General features: G+C 70.0%; 12 protein-coding genes and 1 tRNA gene. 9 read left to right on the top strand and 4 right to left on the bottom strand.

Features of this window, described 5'->3' with window-relative positions; all coding sequences use genetic code 11:
• Nucleotide 1: 1 nt before the first annotated feature.
• Nucleotides 2–5,518, top strand: coding sequence for a DNA methyltransferase family protein (locus NBG84_RS06235; RefSeq protein WP_250918261.1), 5,517 nt, complete (start codon nucleotides 2–4; stop codon nucleotides 5,516–5,518).
• 49 nt (nucleotides 5,519–5,567) lie between these two features.
• On the opposite strand, the gene NBG84_RS06230 is transcribed toward NBG84_RS06235, so the two are convergent.
• The gene (locus NBG84_RS06230; RefSeq protein ID WP_250918260.1) at nucleotides 5,568–5,756 is read right to left on the bottom strand and encodes a DUF397 domain-containing protein; all 189 of its coding nucleotides are present in this window, start codon (nucleotides 5,754–5,756) and stop codon (nucleotides 5,568–5,570) included.
• Nucleotides 5,753–6,619 (bottom strand): helix-turn-helix domain-containing protein, encoded by an 867-nt coding sequence (locus tag NBG84_RS06225; protein ID WP_250918259.1) that lies wholly within the window; start codon nucleotides 6,617–6,619, stop codon nucleotides 5,753–5,755. The genes NBG84_RS06230 and NBG84_RS06225 overlap by 4 nt, the downstream gene beginning before the upstream one ends.
• A gap of 262 nt (nucleotides 6,620–6,881) precedes the next feature.
• Between NBG84_RS06225 and NBG84_RS06220 the strand changes: the two genes are divergently transcribed.
• The 5 genes from NBG84_RS06220 (at nucleotide 6,882) to NBG84_RS06200 (ending at nucleotide 19,537) form a co-directional block, all read left to right on the top strand.
• Nucleotides 6,882–8,180 carry a DUF262 domain-containing protein gene (locus NBG84_RS06220; RefSeq protein WP_250918258.1) on the top strand — a complete coding sequence of 433 codons (1,299 nt, stop codon included), beginning with the start codon at nucleotides 6,882–6,884 and terminating at the stop codon, nucleotides 8,178–8,180.
• Nucleotides 8,177–9,367 (top strand): AAA family ATPase, encoded by a 1,191-nt coding sequence (locus NBG84_RS06215; RefSeq protein ID WP_250918257.1) that lies wholly within the window; start codon nucleotides 8,177–8,179, stop codon nucleotides 9,365–9,367. The genes NBG84_RS06220 and NBG84_RS06215 overlap by 4 nt, the downstream gene beginning before the upstream one ends.
• 53 nt (nucleotides 9,368–9,420) lie before the next feature.
• Nucleotides 9,421–10,365: a hypothetical protein gene (locus NBG84_RS06210; protein WP_250918256.1), complete on the top strand. Its 945-nt coding sequence runs from the start codon at nucleotides 9,421–9,423 to the stop codon at nucleotides 10,363–10,365.
• Nucleotides 10,366–10,454: 89 nt separating this feature from the next.
• Nucleotides 10,455–17,246 carry a DEAD/DEAH box helicase gene (locus tag NBG84_RS06205; RefSeq protein WP_250918255.1) on the top strand — a complete coding sequence of 2,264 codons (6,792 nt, stop codon included), beginning with the start codon at nucleotides 10,455–10,457 and terminating at the stop codon, nucleotides 17,244–17,246.
• Nucleotides 17,243–19,537 carry a UvrD-helicase domain-containing protein gene (locus tag NBG84_RS06200; RefSeq protein WP_250918254.1) on the top strand — a complete coding sequence of 765 codons (2,295 nt, stop codon included), beginning with the start codon at nucleotides 17,243–17,245 and terminating at the stop codon, nucleotides 19,535–19,537. Before NBG84_RS06205 ends, NBG84_RS06200 begins: the two co-directional genes overlap by 4 nt.
• A gap of 270 nt (nucleotides 19,538–19,807) precedes the next feature.
• On the opposite strand, the gene NBG84_RS06195 is transcribed toward NBG84_RS06200, so the two are convergent.
• Nucleotides 19,808–20,056 carry a hypothetical protein gene (locus NBG84_RS06195; protein WP_250918253.1) on the bottom strand — a complete coding sequence of 83 codons (249 nt, stop codon included), beginning with the start codon at nucleotides 20,054–20,056 and terminating at the stop codon, nucleotides 19,808–19,810.
• A 347-nt stretch (nucleotides 20,057–20,403) separates the two neighbouring features.
• Nucleotides 20,404–20,475: transfer RNA gene (locus NBG84_RS06190), tRNA-Arg, on the bottom strand.
• A 243-nt stretch (nucleotides 20,476–20,718) separates the two neighbouring features.
• On the opposite strand from NBG84_RS06190, the gene NBG84_RS06185 reads away from it, so the two are divergent.
• The 3 genes from NBG84_RS06185 to NBG84_RS06175 form a co-directional block, all read left to right on the top strand.
• Nucleotides 20,719–21,153, top strand: coding sequence for a response regulator (locus tag NBG84_RS06185; RefSeq protein ID WP_250918252.1), 435 nt, complete (start codon nucleotides 20,719–20,721; stop codon nucleotides 21,151–21,153).
• 55 nt (nucleotides 21,154–21,208) lie between these two features.
• Nucleotides 21,209–22,231, top strand: coding sequence for an ArgS-related anticodon-binding protein NrtL (nrtL, locus tag NBG84_RS06180; protein ID WP_250918251.1), 1,023 nt, complete (start codon nucleotides 21,209–21,211; stop codon nucleotides 22,229–22,231).
• Nucleotides 22,232–22,241: 10 nt separating this feature from the next.
• Nucleotides 22,242–23,097 (top strand): diaminopimelate decarboxylase family protein (locus NBG84_RS06175; protein WP_425608579.1); only part of this gene is annotated, 856 nt, incomplete at its 3' end.

Genomic DNA, 23,097 nt, shown 5'->3' with positions numbered 1-23,097 from the left:
CGTGACGTACGACTCGCTGGTCAACCACGGCGACTACCTTTCGCCGCACTACCTCGCCGAGGTCCTCCCCAAGGACCTCAAGGCGAAAGACGGTCTCCTCACCCGCTGGGCGGCCTTCGAGGAGACCGAACGCCGCCGCCACGCCGACGCCGTCGCCGAAGCCGCCCGCCAGGGCCTCGACCCCGACTCCGTACCACCGCGCGTCCGCACCCCCCGCGAGGGCCTGCGCGCCCTGCACGGCCCCTACTTCGCCGGCCGCGCCGTACTCGCCCAGGACGCCGCCGCGCTCTCCGAACCCGACGCGCCCGAACCCGAGGGCTGGCGCAAGCGGTACACCGAGAGCCACCTGGACACCCTGCGCGCCCTCGGCTACGCCGACGCCCACGAGCAGACCGCGACAGTCCACCGCGCCGACCGCGCGTACGACGTCCAGGTCGTCCACGCCGAACCCGGCCTGTACGCGGTCGCTTGCGGCTGGACCACCGAATCCGACGCCGCTCTCGACCCGGACGGCGCCGGCCGGCTGCTCCACCCGGTGGAGATGGAGAGCTCCGCGCCAGATCTCGAAGACGCCAAGGCCCTCACCGACTTCCTCTTCAGCTGCGACGCGCCCCCGCGCCACGTCCTCCTGCTCGTCGGCGGTGTCGTCGTCCTCGCCGACCGCCTCGCCTGGCCCGAGGGCCGCTATCTCGCCGCCGACCTCGACGCTGCCCTGCACCGCCGCGACGACCGCCACGGCGGCGAACTCGACACCCTGGCGGCCCTCTTCGGTTCGGACTCGCTCCGCGTCCCCACCGAGGGCGGCACCGCACCGCTCGCCGCCTTCCTCGACCGCTCGGGCAAGCACGCCGTCGGCGTCTCCACCGAACTCCGCGAAGGCCTGCGCCTGAGCGTCGAGTGGATCGCCAACGAGGTCCTGGACCGCCTGCGTCAACCGGAGAACGGCGTCGCCCCCGCCGCACTGGACGACCCGGCCCGCCTCGCCAAGGAACTCAGCCGCGAGTCGCTGCGCTACCTGTACCGCATCCTGTTCCTCCTCTACGCCGAAGCCAGCCCGGCCCTCGGCATCCTGCCCTCCGACTACCCCGAGTACGAGCAGGGCTACGGACTCCAGCGCCTCGGCGACCTCGTCCTGCGCGACCTCGTCGGCGAGCGCTCCCGGCGCGGCTTCCACCTGTACGAGTCGCTCGACCTGCTCTTCGAGAAGGTCGAGAAGGGCCACCGCCGCTACGGCACCGAGCCCGAGGACCTCGCGGCGGAGGCGGCGTCCCGCGAGGCGACGGAGGCCGAGAACGAGGCGGCGGGGCTGCTCGCCGCCGGCACGATCACCCAGGCCGAGTACACCGAACGCGTCCGCGAGGCCGACCGCGCCCGCCGCGCAGCCGCCCGCAGCACCAGCGCGGGCCTGCGCTTCGAGGCCCTGCACTCCGAGCTGTTCACCAAGGGGGCCGTCCGGCTCATCTCGGACGACCAGATCGAGAACCCGGCCTACCAGGGCGGGGAGGGGGAGAAGCGCCGCCCCTTCCTGGACACCCGGCTGCGCAACGAGACCCTGCACAAGGTGCTGCGCCGCCTGATGCTCACCAAGGGCAGGGGGCGGGAGCGCGGCGGCTTCATCTCCTACGCCCAGCTCGGCATCAACCAGCTCGGCGCGGTGTACGAGGGCCTGATGTCCTACACCGGGTTCATCGCCGAGGAGGAGCTGTACGAGGTCGCCAAGGGCGGCGACCCGGCGGGCGGCAGCTGGATGGTCCCCGCCTCCCGCGCCCAGGACTACGACGATTCCGTCTTCGTCAAGCGGACCAACGAGGAGACCGGCCGCCCGGAGCGGGTGCCCCACCCCAAGGATTCCTTCGTCTACCGGCTGGCAGGCCGCGACCGTCAGACCTCCGCCTCCTACTACACCCCGAAGTCCCTCACCGAGGTCACCGTCGAGCTGGCCCTCAAGTACCGGCTCGACCAGGACGGCGCGACCACCCCGGCCAGGGAACTGCTGGGGTGGAAGATCTGCGAACCGGCCCTCGGCTCGGGCGCGTTCCTCAACGAGGCCATCGACCAGGTGGCCGCCGAGTACCTGCGCCGCCGCGAACGCGAGCTGGGCCGCCGGGTGGACCCCGAACTGCGGCAGATCGAACTCCAGAAGGCCAAGGCGTACATCGCCCTGCACAACGCCTACGGTGTGGACCTCAACGCCACAGCGGTGGAGCTGGCCGAGGTCTCCCTCTGGCTCAACTCCATGCACCCCGGCATGCGGGCCCCCTGGTTCGGCCTCCACCTGCGGCGCGGCAACTCGCTCATCGGCGCGAGCCGCAAGGTGTACGGGGCCGACGACCTGGCCGGAGGCGGCTGGCTGGCCAAGAAGGGCACCCTCCCGCCGACGGACCTGCCGTTCCGTGACGGTGAGCTGCCCGAGGGCGCGGTGCACCAGTTCCTGCTGCCCGCGATCGGCTGGGGCGCGGTCGCCGGCGAGCCGGAGGCCAAGAAGCTCGCCGAGGACGAGGCGAAGACGCTGGGGCAGTGGCGCAGGGGCGTCCAGAAGGCCCCGAAGGGGCCGAAGCCGTTCCAGGAGCGCGGAGATGAGACCGACGAGGCCCGGCGCAAGCGCTACGACCGCTGGCGCAAGACGGCGGACACGACCGAACTGGTCCGCCTCCAGGGTGTGGCCCGGCGTACCGAGTTCCTCTGGTCGCTGGTCGCGACCCGCCTCGAACTCTCCGAGCGGGCGGTGGCCCGCCGCATCGACGTCTGGGGCGCGGACTGGCTGGAGCAATCGTCGGAGGCGGAGGACAAGCAGAAGGTCCTCGACGACCTGACCCGCCACGGCACCCCGTACTGGCGGCTGAAGACCGTCATGGACGCCTGGTGCGCGCTGTGGTTCTGGCCACTGGACCGGGTCGACCTGCTGGACGGCACGCACCCGGACTACGCGAAGGGCGGCACGCTCGTCGACGAGTCGTCGATGGCCGGGCTGCTGCGAGAGACGGTGGAGCCGGCGCCCGGGGACCAGTTGTGGCGCGCGAGCGGACTGTTCCCTGACCCGGACGGGGAGCAGGCGGAACTGGACGGGGGAACGGACTCGGACGCGGGCCTGGCGACAGCCGCGAGGCGGGGCCCGTCGGGGCGTAGAAGCCAGATCAAGGATGAGGAGCGGAAGACCATTCCACTCCAGAACTTCGGCGACTGGCTGGACTTCCTGGAGAAGGTCCTCGGCACGGCCGACATGCCCGAGGAGTCGTTGCTCTCGGGCATCGACGAGCTCGGTCCCGATGAGGCGCTGGAGCTGCTGGCCGGCGTGGAGGACCGCCTGGAGGGCTTCCTCGGCACGTGGCCCGCCGCGCTGCTTCCTTTCCGCTACCCGTGGCTGAGCACTGTCGAGGACATCGCGGGCACGACGGAGAAGGACATAAAGGCGGAGGACGGCCACGGCTTCTTCCACTGGGAACTGCACTTCGCGCATGTGTTCCGGGGACCGGGGGGCGGGTTCGACCTCCAGGTGGGGAACCCGCCGTGGGTGCGGCCAGAGTGGCTAGAAAGCCAGGTGCTGGCGGAGCTTGACCCGTGGTTCATGCTCGTCGAACAGCCTTCGGCAGCGGAGCGGCGGGAAAAGAAGGAGTCGTTGCTGGGAGACGAGGGGGCACGCCGGTACTACCTGCGTGAGCTCGCGGCGATCAGCGGGGTATCGGGGATGCTGGGGTCACCCGCCGCATACTCGGTGCTCGCCGGGACTCGCCCAGACCTGTATCGAGCCTTCATGAGCCGGGTCTGGAGCAATCTTGGTCAGGACGGCATGGCGGGCCTGATCCATCCGGACACTCACTTCGGAGGGGTGAAAGATGGGCGGCTTCGCGGCGCGGCCTATCGACACTTGCGGCTACACGCAGGATTCATCAACGTCGGAAACTGGGCCTTTGAAGCAAGTAGAAACACCGAATTTGGTGTGCATATCTACGGCACCCGTCAAGAAGCGATCCGTTTCGACAACCTAAGCCGCTTGTATGGTGTTGAACCGCTGGTGGCGTCGCTGCTCCACGATGGCGAGGGTGAGGTACCCGGTATGAGGCACGCCGGTACCTGGGACCTGCGTCCGCATCGGGCACGAGTGATTGAGATCAACGACTCCATTTTGGCGGAATGGCGACGGCTGACAGGAGACATGGATGTTCCTGAGTCTCAGGCTGCTCTGCTCCAGCCGACCACCACGCAGGAACAGGGAGCGATTGAGGCTCTTTCAGCTGTTGGCGCGCGCCTTGGGCAGCAGAAGCCGTCTGTAAGTCCTGGCTACAACGAAACGAACGGCAAAAAGGATGGGTTCATCGCTTGGTCCACGTCTCAGCCAGCCTCGCTGGCTGATCTGGTTCTCCAAGGGCCACATTTCGGCATTGCTACGCCGATCAGCAAACAGCCCAAGTTGCCGTGCCGGGGTAATCATGACTGGACCAGCTTCGACCTGACAGCTCTTCCGGCGGATGCCGTACCACGGACGAACTACATCCGTCCTGAGACATGCTCGCTTAAGGAATACGAACGGGAGCAGGACCGCTGGCGGGACCGATCGCGCTCGGAGACCGACTGGCAGCCGAGCGGCGAGGAGTGGGCGACTCGCGGCGACGTGCTGACAGCAGACGAGCTGAAGTTGGATGAGGGCGAACAGCGGGAACTGCTGCGACTGAGGTTGTGGTTCTTCCAGCCCTACACCCGGTTCTATCGGCTGGCGTGGCGCCGAATGATCCCGTTCAACACCGAGCGGAGCCTCTTCGCGTGTGTCGTACCGCCTGGTCCAGCGCATGTGGATGCCGTCCATTCCGTGGCTTTGGCGAACAACAGAGCCACGTCACTGAATGCTGGGTTCTGGGCATCGCTTCCGATCGACTATCTGCTTCGCATCACTGGAAGAGCGGATCTCCGAGTAGCCGAGGCGTACAAGATGCCCTACGCCGACCCCACCCATCCACTGTCCGGCCCTCTCCTCCTCCGGACACTCCGGCTCAACTGCCTCACAGACGCGTACGCACCGCTCTGGGCCGAGCTGTACGACATGACGTGGCCGGCCTATGAGGATTGGGTGGTGTCCTGGCCTGACCTGGCACCGCTCGCAGGCAGGCTCCAGAAGACCTGGGAGTACGGCACCCCGCTCCGTACCGAGTACGAGCGTCGCGCCGCCCTCGTGGAGATCGATGCCCTAGTGGCGGTGTGGCTCGGGATGAGTGCGGACGAGCTCATCGCCATCCACAAGGCGCGGTACGCGATCCTTGCGGACCGTGAGTCAAACATGTGGTTCGACGTCAATGGGCGCCGTCTGGCTCGGGACCCGTACGCCCATGGCCATGGCCAGACCAAAGAACACTACGAGCACTTCCTCGCCTACCAGCAGAAGGAGCGGCCCGAGCCTCCCGAGGGCTACACCGCTCCCTTCTACAAGGCCGACCGTGAGGCGGAGATGCGCGCTGCGCACGCGCACTTCTCCGCCTGTCTCCAGGACGCCATCGACCAGGGGAAGTGGACGCCTCCCACAGCGTGAACGACAGTGCCCCGCGCCGGAAAGCTCCGGTGCGGGGCACTGCGTGAGGTCAGCCCTGGGTCGCGTAGGTGATGAAGTCGTGCCACGCGGTGGGGGAGAGGGCGAGTTCGGGGCTGCGCTGGTCCTTGGAGTCCCGGACGTGGACCGCCTGCGTGTCCGTCGCCACCTCGACGCAGGCGTCACCGTCGGAACCGCTGTAGCTGCTCTTGAACCAAGCCCGTTCGTCGATGCTGCTCATTGCGCTCCTCGCAGTTGCTTCAGCAGGCTCCTGGAATCCTCGGAGTTGAGAGCCTGTGAGCGCAGTCTCGCATACCGCTGAAGCATGATGCTGACCTCCTTCGGGTCCGAGATCAGCATGCCGCCACGTTGGCCTTCCGCGTAGCTGAACCACTTGTTGTCCCGAGACTCCAGAAGCATCAACGGCCCATCGAACCCAGCGTGATCCGGCTGGTATCGCGGCATGATCTGCAACTCGACGTTGAACTGCGAAGACCGCTCCAAGAGGCTGTCGAGCAGCTCCCGAGTCACATCGGGTCCTCCCGTACCGCGCTCGATAAGCGCCTGCTCGATGATGAAGCTGAAAGTGATCGGTGGTTTGCGCTCGAACAGTTGCTGCCGTTCCAGCCGAGCCGTGACCTGCTTGGCCACCTGCTCCTCGTCCTTCACGGGCGGCACGCTCTCGGTCACGGCTCGCGCGTACCGCTCGGTCTGGAGCAAGCCGGGAATCACTCGGCACTCGTAGGTCCACAAGGTCACCGCTTGCGCCTCAAGCCGTGCCCACTGCCGGAACCAACTCGCCAGCCCCGCCTGCCGGGAGAGGTGCGGTGCCGCCGCCCGCAGCGCGCCCGTGTTGCCGAGATGCAGCTCCGCTCCCTCCACGAAGTCGGGGTCCGGCATCCGGCGGCCCTGTTCGATCGAGGCGACCGTGTGTTTCGAGTAGCCGACGAGGGCGCCGAGCTCCTGCCGGGTCAGGCCCGCGTGCTCGCGTAATGCCTGGACGACCGCGCCGAAGGTGCGCAGACTGTCCGACGTCCCCGGTTCCGCGCCCGTTGCCCGCGCGCACGTCTCCCTGACATCGTCGTCCGAGTTCTCGTAGGCCACCGAAGGCCACCTCCCGCACACACCCGCCCTGCCGCACTGCTTCTGACGTGGCGATATCGTGATGCCGCGCGATGCGGACAGTCCATCGAACAGGCGCGTACGCCAATACCCCGTACGCGGGGCACCACTGGTGGACGGCCCGACCCCGCCCCCCGGTCCGGGCGCGCCGTCCCGGACGTCGCTGACAGGCCCCGGCGCCGTCTATAGGCTGAGCCGGGCACCGCATCGGACGGTGGCCGGGCGACGGAGGGCGACGGGCGGCATGGCGGAGGCCGAGGACGACGGAGGCGGCCGGGGCGTCGGCGGGAGCCGTCCGGCCGAGAGCCGGGGGTACGCCGTGGCCGAGGACATCGACCAACCGGACTCGCTCCTCCTACCGCTGGGACCACCGCTCGAAATCGGGTCCGACGGCCGACCGACCGGTGTCGAGCTGGAACTCCCCTCCGACGACGACGAGGACGAGGGGAGCGGCGAATACCGGGACGCGGACGGCATCTCCGCCCCGTTCCGTCCCGAGAGCATCAGGATTCACACCGAGACCACCACCGTGGACCTGCTGCTGTCGCGGCTGCGGGAGGGCATGATCGACCTCGCGCCGGACTTCCAGCGCCGCTCCGGCATCTGGAGCGTGCGGGCGCAGAGCCGTCTGATCGAGTCGCTGCTGCTGCGCATCCCGATCTCCAACTTCCACATGGCGCAGGGCGACGAGGACAGGTGGGCCGTCGTGGACGGTGTCCAGCGGCTCACCGCGATCGCCCGGTTCATGGAGCCGGGGCTCACCGGCCTAGGGCCGCTCGCCCTCCGGGGCATGGACTACCTCTGGCAGCTCGACGGCAAGACGTACGAGGACCTCACCGGCCGTCTGAAGATCCGGCTGCGTGAGACCCAGCTGACCGCCCACATCATGCGGCAGGGCACCCCGGAGAATGTCAAGTACAACGTCTTCACCCGGATCAACACCGGCGGTATGCCGCTCACCCCGCAGGAACTCCGACACGCCCTGGTGGGAGGGACGGCCCGGACGTTCCTCGCCGACCTGGCCGAGGAACCGTCGTTCGGCGCGGCCACCCGGTGGAGCGTCTCCAACGCGCGGATGGCCGACCGCGAGATGGTGCTGCGCTTCCTCGCCTTCCGCGAGACCAATCCGGCCGAGCACTCCGAGAAGGACTTCAACAAGTTCCTCATCGACGCCATGTACCGGCTCAACACCCTCACCGGGGACCGGCGGGAGCAACTGGTACGGGAGTTCCGGGTCGCCATGCGGTGCGCGCTGGAGCTGTTCGGTGAGCACGCCTTCCGCAAGTGGCACGGCGGGGAACGCAGTTCCCCCGCCATCAACAAGGCCCTGTTCGAGACGATTTCCGTCCATCTCGCGCTTCTCGACGATCACGAGCGGAACCGGCTGGTAGCGTCGCGGGCGAAGGTGCATGACAGGTTCTTCGAGCTCATGAACGACTGGGACTTCGACCGGTCGATCTCCGTGGCCACCGGGGACCCGGCGAAGATCCGCACCCGATTCCAGGAAGTGGCACGACTGTTCCGAGGGGTGGCCGAACAGTGATCGACCGTCTGACTCTGCACAACTACAAGGCGTTCCAGCACGCCGAGCTCCAGCTCGGGCCGCTGACCCTCCTCACCGGGCTCAACTCCTCCGGCAAGAGCAGTGTCCTCCAGGCCCTCGCGCTGCTCCGCCAGTCGTACGAGTCCGGATACCTGACGGTCTCCGCGATGCTGCCCGAAGCGCGGAGGGCCGGACTGCGCACGAGCGTCGTCAACCAGGGCTTCCTGCTCAACGGCGAACTCGTCGGCCTCGGCACCGGAGAAGATGTCCTGCACGAGGACTTCACGGAGGACGAGCCCCGGATCGCGCTCGCCGTGGACGAGGGGCCCTATCACTACGGGTGGACCGCCGACTACGAGCCCGAGCAGAACCTCCTGCCGCTGTTCGACGTCGACCTTCCCGACACGTCCGAGGGCGGACGGGAGCGGCCGACCGGGCCCGAGGCCGTGACCCCCGCGTTCTTCACCGGTCCCTTCCAGTACCTGCACGCCGACCGCATCTCGCCCGCCGAGTTCTACCCGCGCGACCACCGGGCGGCCGTCGGCCGGGGCTTTCTCGGCGTGCGCGGCGAACACGCCGTCAACTTCCTGCGCCACCACCGCGAGGACCCGGTTCCCGCAGGTCCGCTGCGCCACCCGAAGGCAGCCTCCGACCTCCTGATCGACCAGACCGCCGCCTGGATGGGTGATCTCTGCCCCGGGGTGGACATCCAGGCCGACGCCATCAAGGGCGCGGACGCCGTGAGCCTCTCCTACGGCTTCCCTGGCACGCTCGGTCCCACCAAACGCCGTCGCCCCGGCAACGTCGGCTTCGGCCTCACCTACGTCCTGCCCATCGTCGTCGCCTGCCTGAGTGCCCGCCCCGGCACCCTGATCCTCCTGGAGAACCCGGAGGCGCACCTGCACCCGCAGGGCCAGACGCAGATGGCCACGCTCGCCGCCTCGGCCGCCGCGCAGGGCACTCAGGTGATCATGGAGACGCACAGCGACCACGTCATCAACGGGGTGCGACTGGCCGTCAAGCAAGGGCGGATCACTCCCGGTCAGGCGGTCTTCCACTACTTCCGGGGCGACGGCACCAGCGTGGACTTCGTCAGTCCTCAGGTCGACGCGGACGGCATGCTCGACCAGTGGCCCTCGGGCTTCTTCGACGAACTGGAGAACACGCTCGACCAGCTCATCGGCTGACACGCCCGCCTGGGGAGGCGGGGCAAGGCGCACACCATCGCGGAGGGGGAGACGTGCCGCAGCTGTTCCTGAATGAGAAGTCCTGCGAGACGACGGCGGACCCGGATCGGGTCAACCGCGCCATGACGGAGTTGGTGAAGGCCATCGTCGCGGTCGCGAGGGTGGACCGGCCCGGCACGGTACTGGTCGCCCGGGAGCCCGTGAACGCCTTACGGCTGGCGAAGGACCATCCCATCGCCAAGTGGGTCGGAAGCCCCGGGGCCAAGGAGCTGTGGCAGCGGCTGCTGCTCATGCAGACCAAGTACCCGCACGAGGACGCGTACCCCGGCGGGGAGACCTTCTCCGACGTCGCCTACAGCCACGAGGGCGTACCGGTGACCGGATTCGGTGCCGCGCATCTGATGGGCGGTGCCGGCGTGTCCCTGGGCCTGGAACCCCGTTGGAACGCGGACCGGATCACTCTCCAACGGGAGGAACTGCTCGACGAGGAGGACGGCGGATCGGCGCTCACCGACGTCGAGGTCCCGCACGCCGCCACCCGCGAGCACATCGACACGCACCTGCCTTGGATCCGCGAGGAGGCGCAGGCCGCCCTGCGCGACAACCTGAGCGGCATCCGCACCGGAGCCGAGCTGTGGGAGGAGTGCCCGGACCTCTTCCCGCACCTGCGCTTCCTGCCACACGTCGAAGCGCAGATGCGCGAACTGGAGCAGTACTGGGTCCACCCGGTCCGCAAGCGGCTCGCGGAGATGGACCGCGCGGTCCTGCTCTGGGACGCCGTGAGCGAGCTCGACGGGCCGCAGTGGGCCTCCGCCGTGACACCGGAACACTCGGTCCGCAAGCGTGACCTCTGCAAGTTCACCGACCTCGACGGCACGGAGCAGTACTTCGACACCCACCTGCGCTTCACGCCCGGCGCGGGACGGCTGCACTTCCGGTTCCTGAAGGGCACCCGCAGGGTCCACATCGCCCACATCGGACGCAAGCTCGGCAGCTGAGGTGCCCGGAGCCCCGCACGGCCGCCCCGGCTAACGTAGCCCAGTGACCGGCCGCTCACCGGCCCACCAGCACCAAGGAGGAACCGCGCGTGCGTCCCACCCTCGCCGCCGACCAGGTACGGGCCAGCCTGAGCCAGTACCTCGCGACGACGTACGCGCTGGCTGACGAGTCGACCCGCCGCGCCCTGGAGGGCTTCCTCGGCGACGCCGATGACGGCATCTTCCGCGGCCCCTACCTCCGCGTCCGCACCCCCTTCCGGAGCGCCGATGGCGACGCCTGGCAGCGGCACCTCGGCTGGTGGCCCCGCGACTTCACCCCGCACCGGCACCAGGAGCGCGCCTGGGAGCGGCTGTCCACCCTCCACGGCCCGGCGCGGCCCACCCTCGTCACCACCGGCACCGGATCGGGCAAGACCGAGTCGTTCCTCATCCCGATCCTCGACCACTGCCGCCGCGAGCGCGAAGCCGGCCGGGAGGGCGTCAAAGCGATCCTGCTCTACCCCATGAACGCCCTCGCCACCGACCAGGCCCACCGGATCGGCGAGCGGCTCGGCGATCCGTCGGACACCCGACTGCGCGAGGCGGGCGTGCGGGCCGGGCTCTACATCGGCGACAAGCCGTCCCAGGAGTTCAAGCAGGCCAACCCCGCGATCGCCGTCGACCGGGACGAGATCCGCCGCACCCGGCCCGACATCCTGATCACCAACTACAAGATGCTCGACCTGCTCCTCCAGCGGCCCGAGGACCAACGGCTGTGGCAGGACTCCCCGCTCGCGTACATCGTGCTCGACGAGTTCCACACCTACGACGGGGCGCAGGGCACCGACGTCGCCATGCTGCTGCGCCGCCTCGGCTCGGTCACCCGGCTCGCCGAACCCGGGCGGCCCCTGGGGCCCGTCTGCCCTGTCGCCACCTCGGCCACCCTCGGTGAGAGCAAGCCCGGCGGAAGCCGTTCAGCGGGCGCCGGGCGGGGCGAGGCCGGGCGGCCCGACATGCTGGAAGTCGCCGAACAGGTCTTCGGCGTGCCCTTCCCGGCCGACGCGGTCGTCGGCGAGGACCGGCGCTCGGCGAAGGACTTCACCGGCGAGAGCGACTTCACCCTGCCCTTCCCCTCCCCCGAGGAGGTCGACGCCCTCGGCGACCCCACCCGCGAACCGGGCGCCATGGGCGACCTCGTCGCCGCGTTCACCGGCCTGGCCGGACCCACCCCCGAGGAACTCGGGGCCGTCCTGCGCCGCCACCGGCTCACCTCCGCCGTGCTGGAGATCCTCGACGGCACCCCCAGGACCCTCGCCGAGATCACCGAGGTCCTCCCCCGCTACGCCTACCACTGGGGTGTAGCCGTGCAGCAGCGGCCCGGCCTCGCGGCCAGAGCCCTCGCCCGCTACCTCGCCCTCCTGTCGTACGCCCGAGACCCGGAGCACCCCGGACGGCCCCTGCTGTCCATCGAGATCCACCACTGGGTGCGCTCGGTCTCCCGGGTGCTGCGCGGCATCAGCGCGGCACGCGCCGAGTTCCGCTGGGATGACGAACGGGTCACCTCGGGCGGTGCGCTGGCCCGCGCGGGCCGGGCCCCCGGCGACAGGCCGTCACCGTACGACGGGGAGGAACCCGCCGTACCGCGCGACGCCGCCGAGCGGGACGCCGTCCCGGCCGACGACAGCGCACCGCCACCCGCCCAGGTCTTCCTGCCCGCCGTGTTCTGCCGCGAATGCGGACGCTCCGGCTGGGCCGCCTACTCGCCGGAGGTCGACCCCGCCCACCTCGACCTGAACGCCACGAAGATCCGCCGCGCCTCCGTCAGCCGCGACAAGCGCCGGGTGCGCAACATGATCGCCGCGACACCGCGGGAGGTGCACGAGGCCGCCTTCGGCGCCGGCCCGGACCGCAGGCGCGGCGGACCCGCCGTCATGGTCCTGGAAGGCATGGGTGGACGGCTTCGGCCGCTGGCGCCCGAAACCGACTTCACCGCCCGGCAGGACGGCGAGGGACCGAGCAGTCCCAAGCCACCGCAGAACGCCGCCTTCGTCCACACCGACCTCGACGGCGACCGGGCGGCCGAACGCGACCAGTGCCCGGCCTGCCGCACCTTCAACTCCATCCGCTACCTCGGCACCGGCCTCGCCGCACTCGCCGCCGCGGCCGTCACCCAGCTCTTCACCGGCGGCGAACTGGACAAGGACCTGGGAGAGGACAAAACCCTCCTCTTCAACGACTCCGTCCAAGACGCCGCCCACCGCGCCGGATACGTCGCCAGCCGCTCGTACACGTTCTCCCTGCGCGCCCTGCTCGCCAGCCGCATCCGCGAGGACGAACCGGTCACCCTGAACGACCTCGCCGCCGACCTCATCGCGGACGTCGTCGACAGCAAGGCCGTCCAGGCCGCCGTCATCCCGCCGGACCTGCACCTGGTCCGCGGAGTGGACACGCTGCTCTCCGGGCGCAGCCGCGGCTCGCGTCCCACCTGGGAACTGATCGCGCAGCGCCTGTCGTTCGCCACCGTCATGGAGTTCGGCCTCCGCTCCCGGCAGGGCCGCACCCTGGAACTCACCCGCACCATCGCCGCCGACGTACCCCTGACGGACCCCGACGCCGTGGCCGACCTCGTACGGGAGGTCCTCCTCACCACCCCGGGAGAGATCGCCCTGCCCGACGGATCGACGCCCGGACCCGACCGGTACACCGGCTTCGTCCGGGGCCTGCTGGAACGGATGCGCATCCGGGGCGCCGTCCGGCACGCCTGGCTGGACCCCTGGCTTGACCAGGCCGGGGTACGCCGGTGGGCGATCTGGGGCGGACGCGAGCCCGGGATGCCCGCCTTCCCCCGAGGCGTCTCCGCCCCCGCCTTCCTGCTCGGCACCCCCAAACAGGGGAGCGAGGACTTCGACGTCCTCACCGGTCGGCTCGGCTGGTACCAGGACTGGGCCGTACGCTCCCTCGGTCTGCGCCCCGAGGCGGCCGGTGTCTTCCTGACCCGACTGCTGCCCGCGCTCGTCGACGCGGGCGTGCTCTCCGTACGCACAGCGCTCGACGGCGCCACCCGTGTCTACGGACTCCAGCCCGGCCACATCCAGGTCCGTGCCCTCGCCGACGACACGCTGCCCGACGCCACCGCGCACTGCCCCCGGTGCTTCTGGGAACAGACCATCCACCCCGATCTCGCCGACCAGTGGCACGGGCAGCCGTGTCCCCGCTACCGGTGCGGCGGCACCCTCGGCACCGGCCGAGACCTGGACAGCGGACTGCGGCAACGGGACTTCACGGACGACTTCTACCGCCGCATGTACCGCGAGGCCGGCGTCTTCACCATCAACACCGCCGAACACACCGGCACCCTCAGCCGCGCCAAGAGGGAAGCGGTGGAGAAGGCGTTCCGCGACGGCACCCGCGTCCACTACGCCAACCCGCAGGTACTGTCCTGCACCCCCACCCTCGAACTCGGCATCGACATCGGCGACCTGTCGGCCGTCGTCCTCGCCTCGCTGCCGAAGGGACCGGCCAACTACATCCAGCGCGTGGGCCGCGCCGGGCGCTCCACCGGCAACGCCTACCTGCTCACCATGGTCGACCGCGGCCCCCGCGACCGCTACTACCTCGAAGAACCCCGGCTCATGATCGCCGGAGAGGTCCTGCCGCCCGGCTGCTACCTGTCCGCCGTCGAGATCCTGCGCCGCCAGTACCTGGCCCACCTCCTCGACCTCGCGGGCGCCGGACGGCTGACCGCGCCGCACGGGACGACCCTGCGGCCACTGCCGGGACGCGCCACCGATCTCTTCGGGACCTCCGCCTGGCAGGCCGAGTTCGCCGAAGCCGCGCTCGCCGCGGGCCCCCAGCTGGTGCGGGGCTTCCTGGACCTGTTCCCCCCCTACGACGCGAGCCGTGGCACCGGAGTCAGCCCACCGGCCCGTGCCGCCCTCATCACCTACGCGACCGACCTCGGCGAGGACGGTCTGGGCGGCGCCCTCGACACCGCGCGCAGACGCTGGGAGGACCGCCGGGCCGAACTCCAGCGCCGCACCGAGGCCATCGACCGCGCCCACGGACTGCTCGTCGCCGGCGACCCCGACCACCAGCGGCAGGGACGCGAACTGCGAGCCGAACGCCGGGACGTGGCACGCGTCTCCCGCGAGATCAGCCGCACCACCGCCCACGGAGCCCTGGTCGACCTCGGCCTGCTGCCGAACTACAGCCTGATCGACTCGACCACCGAACTGGAGGCGACCCTCACCTGGACGGAGAAGGCCACCGGCGACGCCCGTACGAACCACAGCAAGACCCTGCGGCACAGCCGTCCTGCCCGCCTCGCGCTCTCCGAGTTCGCCCCCGGCAACCACTACTACGTCCAGGGCTACAAGCACCGCGTCACCGGACTGGACATCGGCAGCCCCGGGCGTCCGGCCTGGCTCTGGTGGCGCGTCTGCCCGGACTGCGGCCACGTCCGCACCCATCGTGCCGAACAAGACCCCTCCCCCTGCCCCCGCTGCCGATCAGCCGCCATCGGAGACATCGGCTGCCTGCACAAGGTCCTCGTACCGCGCCGCGTGACCTCCCGCGACGAACGCGACGATGTCCGGGTACGCGACGACAGCGACGAGCGGGAGAGGCGGCACTACACCGTCGTCCCCGCCGTGGACATCGACGCACACGACATCGAAGAGGCCTGGAAGCACGAACACGCCACCTTCGGATGGGAGTTCACCCGCCAGGCGCACATCCGCCACATCAACGTCGGAGCCACCCGGGTGGACGGCGGCACCGACTCGAACTTCGCGGGACAGGAAGTCCGCCTCAACCCGTTCTGGGTCTGCGACGCGTGCGGCTTCGCCGACCCGGACGGCGGCCCCGCCGGCCATGACTCCGGCGACGCCTCGGCCCACGCCAAGTACCACCGGCCCTGGTGCCCCCGGCGGCGAGCGGCGGCCGACGCCGCAAGGCGCGGAGAACGGCTGCTGCTCGCCCACGAACTGCGCACCGACGCCCTGCGCCTCCTCATCCCCGCCGTCACCGTGTACACCCGGGAACGGCTCGCGTCCTTCAAAGCCCTGCTCCTGGCCGGAATCGCCCGCAGCTACGGCGGCGACCCCGACCACCTCGCCGTCGTCATCGACTCCATGCCGGAGGAGGGCGGCGAGAGCCCGCTCCGCCGCCACTTCCTCGTCCTGTACGACACCCTGCCCGGTGGCACTGGGTACCTGCACCGCCTGGCCGGCCGTGACGGCCTCCGGGGCGTCCTTGACGCAGCACGGCAGGTGATCGAGAACTGCGTGTGCGTGAGCGAGGGACGGCCCGCCTGCCACCGCTGCCTGCTCCGGCACGTCACCAACGCCGAGTACGAGCTCGTGAGCCGCGAGCACGCCCTCGACATGCTCGGCGAACTGTTCGGCCGCACCACGGACCGCTGGAGCATCGGGCCGGTGGCCACCACCCGCGACATCACCCTCGTGCACCAGGTGGAGAGCGAACTGGAGGCCCTCTTCCGGCGCGGACTGCTGGAATGGGCCGACCGCGTGGACGACGTCAGCGTCCGCAGTGCGCTCACCGCCGACGGCAGCAGGGACACCACTCTGCGCTTCACCGCACCCGACGGAACCGTCCGTGGCTGGCAGATGGAGACCCAGACCCCACTCGGCTTCACCCGGCCCGACGTGGTCTTCCGCAGCACCGACGACGACCGCAGGGTGGCCGTCTACCTCGACGGCTACCGCTACCACGCGGGCCCCGGGCACCTCACCGCCGAGTCCGACGCGGTCAAGCGCACCCGGCTGCGAACCGAGGGCTGGCAGGTCTTCCAGCTCACCTGGGACGACGTACAGGTGTGGACGGGGCGTTCCGGGCCGGGGACCGACCCCGTGTGGAAGCCCTACCCGAACACCGCGCAGAAGACCGCCATGGACGTCCACCGGCGCATGCACGCGGGAGACACCCGTGACCTGACGCGCCTGGTGTGGGCCAATCCCGTCGAGACGCTGATCGGATACCTCACCGACCCGGACCCGGACGCCTGGCGGCGCCGCGTCCAGAGCGCCCTCGCGGGCTTCGCGGCCGTGTCCTCGACCAGCAGGGCGCTGGCCGACGGCGCGGAGACCGGACGCAGAATCCACGAAGCGCTGCATGGGCGACGGCTGGCGGCAGGGCAGGGCGCCGTCCAGGTCATGGCGACCCGGGACACCTCGGGATGCCCGCTCACCATCGCGCTCGATCTGCGCAAGGGGCAGAGCGGAGCGGCCTGGACGGCCCTGACCATCCTCGACGACAGCCCCGACGCGGTCACGGCGGACGAGGCCGCCCACCGCAGACGCTGGCAGGCGTGGCTCTACTGGAGCAACCTGCTCCAGTTCCTCGACGCGGGGGAGGGGGACGGGGTCCAGCTCACGACCGGCATGCTGCCCGGATTCGACCCGTCCGAGCTGGCGGTCACCGGCGGAGCCGGATGGCTCACCTCCCAGCGGCGCGCGCACGAGCCCGCACCGGAAGGACACGAGCCGTCGGCGGTCCGGCGGGAGCCGGCTTCCGCCGCGTCCGTCCACGATCCCGCCTGGGACAAGGTCAACGAGTTCCTCATTGACGATCCAGGGCTGGACGCGCTCGTACGCGCCCTCGCCGACCTGGGCGTTCCCGCTCCTGAGGCGGGCTACGAGCTGGGAGCGGCCGCTTGGCCGGCCGAACTCGCCTGGCCCGAACTGCGCGTGGGCGTCGTCCTCGCCCACCGTCCGGACCCCGGGAGCAACCGGGACATCGATGCCGAACAACGGGACGCGGCCTACCGCGACGCGGGCTGGCGGGTCCGTACCGCGACCGAATGGAACGCCGACGAACTCGCCGCACTGGTGCGGGGCGACGCGGACGGAACGACGAACGACCACGGGGAGAACGAGCGATGACGGTCACCAGCACGCCGCGGACGGGCGTGACCCTGCGCCTGCTCGACAAGGCGGACAAGGAGATCATCAAGCTGGATCGCGCGGTCCTCGGGGCGTTCTACAAATTCCAGCACGACTTCCGCCGCAACCCCGATGCCGGCGGGTTCGACCTCAAACAGTTGGAGGGCCACCACCGCCTCTGGTCGGCGCGAGTCAACCGGGAGTGGCGGGCCCTGATGATCCGCCTCGGCGGTGACGACTGGCTGCTTGTCTCGGTCAAACACCGCGGCCATGTCCACCAGAACCTGGACCGGTTCAACTACGGCATCAACCACATCACCGGCGCCATCGAGTACGTCGATCTCCAGGTCGTCGAGGAAAGCCTGCTGCGCCGCGGCCTCACACCGTCCGCCGCTCCCGCAACCGCTTCGGCGCCGCCCTCCGCTCCTCCCCGCGAACCGGTCGAGCCGCAGCCGACAGAGCAGCCTCTCTTCGGCGCGTACACCGACCAGCAGCTCGCGGATCTCGGCGTCACCGAGCCCCTCATCCCGATCGTCCGGAAACTCACCACGGACGACGAACTGCTCGGCCTGGCGGAGTACGCGCCCCGCCACACGGGGGAGGTCCTCCTGCGGCTGCGCGACGGCGTTCCGTACGACGAGGTGATGGAACAGGTGACCGCGCCCGTCGCGGTGGCCGAACCGGAGCGGAACCTCGACTCCGACGACTGGCAGGCAGCCGTCGACCGCTCCCAGACGGTAGTGATCACCGACGACGAATCCCTGCAGAGCATCCTGGAGGAGGGCGACTTCGGCCGCTGGAAGGTCTTCCTCCACCCCACCCAGGAAAAGCTGGTCCACCGGCGCTACTCCGGCCCCGCCCGGGTCGGCGGCGGGCCGGGAACGGGCAAGACGATCGTCGCGCTCCACCGCGTCCGCCATCTGGTGCGGCAACTCCCCCCAGGCCACACCAAGCCCGTACTGTTCACCACCTTCAACCGGAACCTCGCCGCCGACCTGAGGGCCAGGCTGCTCTCCCTCGGGGGCCCCGATGCCCTGGCCCGGGTCGACATCACCCATGTCGACCAACTTGCCACCCGCATCGTCAGCGAGGCCGACCCGGGCAACGCGAAGCGGCGGATCGATGACGCGGCGGCACTCCGCGAATGGCGGGAACTACTCGTGGAGACGGGGGAGAACCGCTGGAACGCCGAGTTCCTCAGCGACGAGTGGAACCAGGTCATCCTCGGCCAAGCCGTGTCCACCCGGAGCGACTACTTCACGGCGCGTCGTGCGGGTCGGGGCCGCAGCGTCACCCGCTCCGAACGCGCTGGCATCTGGCAGCTGGCCGAACGCTTCGCCCAACGCCTGGAGACCAAGGGCTTGGAGACCCACCGTCAGATCGCGGAGCGGGCCGCACGGCTGGAGACGTCCCGCAAGGCCCGGATCGACCGGCGCGCGGAGGAACGCGAGGAGCGTGGCGGCCTGTACAACCTCCACGTCGAGGCCGGCTCCGGCGCCTGGCTGCGCTACCGGTACCGGCACATCGTGGTCGACGAGGCGCAGGACCTCAGCGCCGCCCACTGGAAGATGCTGCGGGCCATGGTGCCGTCCGAGCCCGACGACATCTTCCTCGTCGGTGACACCCATCAACGGATCTACGACAACCAGGTCACGCTCGGCAGCCTCGGCGTCCACATCCGCGGCAGGTCCTCCCGGCTGACCCTCAGCTACCGCACGACCCGGGAGATCCTCCGCGACGCCATCCGGGTCCTGGGCGGGGCCGACTACGACGACCTCGACGGCGACACCGACACGCTCGCCGGCTACCGCTCGGTCCTCCACGGCACCAAACCGTCGTTCCGCGGCGCACGGAGCTGGGACGAGGAGATGGACCTCGTCGTGGAGCAGCTGCGGGCCTGGCACGACGTGCCCCGGGAAGCCATGGCGATCTGCGTCCCGACCAACGACATGGTCACCCAGCTCGCCTACCGTCTCGCCCGAAGCGGCATCACCCCGTCGGAGATCACTCAGGACGGACCGCGCGGCGACCAGGGCGTCCACATCGGCACCATGTACCGCTTCAAAGGGCTGGAGTACCGCTGCCTGATCATCGCCGGAGCGGCTGAGGGGCTCGTTCCGCGGGCCTCCGTGGATGACTGGGAACACACGGATCCGAGCCGCCACCGGCGAGAACTGCATCGCGCACGGTCGCTGCTCTTCGTCGCGGCGACCCGTGCCCGTGACGCGCTCGCCATCACCTGGCACGGCGAGCCGAGCCGCTTCCTGGTACCTCTCCTCCCACCGAAGTGAGAAGAGGCCCTCTTCCACCATCACCGGTCGTCGTGCTGGCGTACTCGCTCGATGCGCTGCGCGAGCTCGCTACCGCGTCGAAGAGGGGCCCCCGACGGGCGGCCACCGGTCCCCACGATGTGGCGCCGGCCGTGACCCCCGGGTAGGAGATGACCTTGGTGCGGGCCACGACGCGGTTTCCGGGAAGTGCCCCGCCACCCGCCTGACGAGGAGCGGACTGGCGGCCCCACGCGTTCCCCGTGGGGCCGCCCGAGCATGCCGGGAAAGGCGTCAGACGGCCGGGTCGTGATCCACGAGCTTGAGGAGTTTGAGCAACCCGCCGGTAGCGGCCAGAGCCGCGGCATCCTCGGCAGGCGCGTCCACCGCCCAGTGGGCAAGGTCATTGCGGTAGTCCCGCACGATGGCCAGCCGCCGGCTGATGTCCTGTTGCTCGAAGGGCCACCGCAGCTTGTCCCAGCAGTGGGCGTCCTCCACCAGGAAGACGTACTGGCCGAGGCTGAGATGCTGACCGCGCGCCATCGTCCTGCGGGATCTCCTTCGGTACCTCGTCGGGGGAGAAGCGCCTGGTCAGTCGGCATAGCCGCCGTTCCAGCTCCTCCAGGAGGATGAACGGCTCGATGCGCTGCTTCAGTTGTCCCGCAAGGTCGGTCGAGGTCAGAATCCCGATCACCGCGTTCTCGCCATCTACTACGAGTGGGCGCGATGGGTGATCGCGGATACGTCCGACTGGCGTGTGGCCCACACACCCCTCACGCGGGATCCGCGCATGACAACGACAAAGGCCCGGACTCAGTGGGACTGGGTCCGGGCCTTCATGCTTGGCACTTCAGCCGGTCAGCGTTTTGATCGCGTGGTCCCGGCTGGAGTGCCCCCGGCAGGATTCGAACCTGCGCACACGGCTCCGGAGGCCGTTGCTCTATCCCCTGAGCTACGGGGGCTTACTACCCCGCCCGGCTGTGCCGTTCGGCGGTGACGGGTAGAACACTACCAGCTCTCACCGGGTCCCCATGAACAGGTATTTCTGCTGTCCCTCGCACCCCTCACAGCCACCCCCGCACCCCCGTCCACCTCGTACGAACCGGCTTGGCAGCGGCAGTTCCGGTGCGCCGTCGCGTCGCCCGCGCGGGGTGGAAGTGGGGAAAACCCGGACGCGGCCCTGGTAGTCGACCTACTCTCGAGTTGTGTCAGGCGCGTCCGGCCGTGTGCTCGTTGTCGATGACAATCGGGTGATCCGGCAGTTGATCAGGGTCAACCTTGAGCTGGAGGGCTTCGAGGTCGTGACCGCGGCTGATGGTGCCGAGTGTCTGGAGGTCGTCCAGCACGTTCGGCCCGATGTTGTCACGCTCGATGTCGTGATGCCGAGGCTCGATGGGCTCCGTACCGCCGCTCGGTTGCGTGCCGATCCCGCGACCAGTCATCTGCCTGTCGCGATCATCAGTGCCTGTACGCAGTACGAGGTGGAGAGCGGCATCGCCGCCGGTGTCGACGCGTTCCTCGCCAAGCCCTTCGAGCCCACCGAGCTGATCCGTCTGGTGGGGCGGTTGATGCGTCGGGAGGGCCCGCCGGCCGTGGAGGACAGGCATGGTGCCGGGCGCGCAGGTAGTGCCCGTGGCTGACCGCATGGCGAAACACGTTCGCTAAGCGCCCCCCTCCCTCCCCTACGCTTGTCCCGTGACCCCCGCTGAGCTCTCGCGAACCGTGCTGCACGCTGTGCGCCGCGCGGTGCGGGACGGTGCGCTGAACGCGCCCGTCCCCGAGCGGGTCAGTGTGGAGCGGCCCCGGCCCGGGGGGTGCGGTGACTACGCCACCAATGTCGCCCTACGGCTCGCCGGGCCCGCCGGGCAGACACCGAGTGCCGTCGCCGAGACCCTGCGGGTTCGGATCGAGGACGATCCCCGGATCGCCGCCATCGAGATCACCGGGCCCGGGTTCCTCAACATCACCCTCCAGCAGGGGGCGCAGCAGGACCTGGTGCGGCGGGTGCTGGCGCAGGGAGTGCGGTACGGGCATCTAGGCGCGAAGGCCCCCGGTCGGCTCGGGGGCGGTGAGGGTGGAGTGCCTCCTACCGGCACACCCGGTGGGGCGGGCGCGGCGTCCGGGGCCGCGGCGCCGCGGTCGACGGAGCCCCGTGCCCTGCTCTGGGAACGGGCCGTGCAGCGGCTCCGTCGTTCTCAGGGGCTGCTCCCCGATCACATCCCGCTCGCCGTCGTTCCCGTAGCGGAGGAATCCGCGGGAGCGGTGCCGCGAGGGGATGCCAGCCGCTGGGCGATGCTCTCCGCCGCCGCCCATGATCGGCCCCGGCGTTCTGAGCAGTTCCTCCGTCAGCGCGAGGGCAACCCCCTCTTCCAGGTCCGGTACGCGCACTCCCGCGCCCGCGCCCTCACCCGTGGCGCCGCCGAGCTCGGCTTCACCAGCGATGCCCAGGAGCCGGTCGAGACCGCTCTCGTACAGCTCATCGAGGACTATCCCAGCGTCCTTGTCTCCGCCGCACGGCTCCGTGCGCCCGATCGGCTCGCCCGGCATCTGGAGGCCACCGCCGAAGCGCTGCTGGACTTCCAGCACGGCGTTCTGCCCGTCGGTGACGAGAAACCCACGGCCGCCCACCGCTCCCGGCTCGCGCTCGCCGAGGCCGCCGGGACGGTGCTCGCCGGTGGCCTGTCCCTGCTCGGTATCAGCGCACCCGTACATCTGTGAGAGAGACACCATGAGCCGTTCCGCACACCCCGCTGGGCCCCGTCACGCCGATGTGTACCCCGAGGGGCACTACTCCGCGCCGCCCGCCGACCTGAACGCCCTCGACGAGAAGGTGTGGGCCCGTACGGTCAGCCGCGGAAGCGACGGCGTTGTCACCGTCGGCGGCATGGAAGTCACCCGGCTGGCCGAGGAGTTCGGCACCCCCGCCTACATCCTCGACGAAGCCGACTTCCGCGCCCGTTGCCGTGCGTGGGCCGAGGCGTTCGGCAAGGACGCCGATGTGTTCTACGCCGGCAAGGCGTTCCTCAGCCGGGCCATTGTGCGCTGGCTCCATGAGGAGGGGCTCAACCTCGATGTCTGCTCCGGTGGCGAGCTGATCACCGCACTCGACGCCGGAATGCCCGCCGACCGCATCGCCTTCCACGGGAACAACAAGTCGCCCGAGGAGATCGAGCGCGCCATTCGCGCGGGAGTGGGGCGGATCGTCCTCGACTCGTTCCAGGAGATCGTGCGCGTCGCCCACATCGCCACCGGTCTCGGTGTGCGCCAACGGGTCCAGATCAGGGTCACCGTCGGTGTGGAGGCCCATACCCACGAGTTCATCGCCACCGCGCACGAGGACCAGAAGTTCGGCATTCCGCTCGCCGGGGGACAGGCCGCCGAAGCGGTGCGGCGGGTGCTGAAGCTCGACGGTCTGGAACTGATCGGCATCCACTCCCACATCGGTTCCCAGATCTTCGACACCTCCGGCTTCGAGGTCGCGGCGCACCGCGTCGTCGGGCTGCTGCGCGAGATCCGTGATGAGCACGGCGTCGAACTGCCCGAGATCGACCTGGGCGGCGGCCTGGGGATCGCGTATGTCTCCG

Origin of the sequence: Streptomyces albipurpureus (genome assembly GCF_023701525.1) — a bacterium.
Classification (GTDB): Bacteria; Actinomycetota; Actinomycetes; order Streptomycetales; family Streptomycetaceae; genus Streptomyces; species Streptomyces albipurpureus.
The sequence above is the reverse complement of the archived record's forward strand: the minus strand, read 5'-3'. Positions and strand labels throughout refer to the sequence as shown.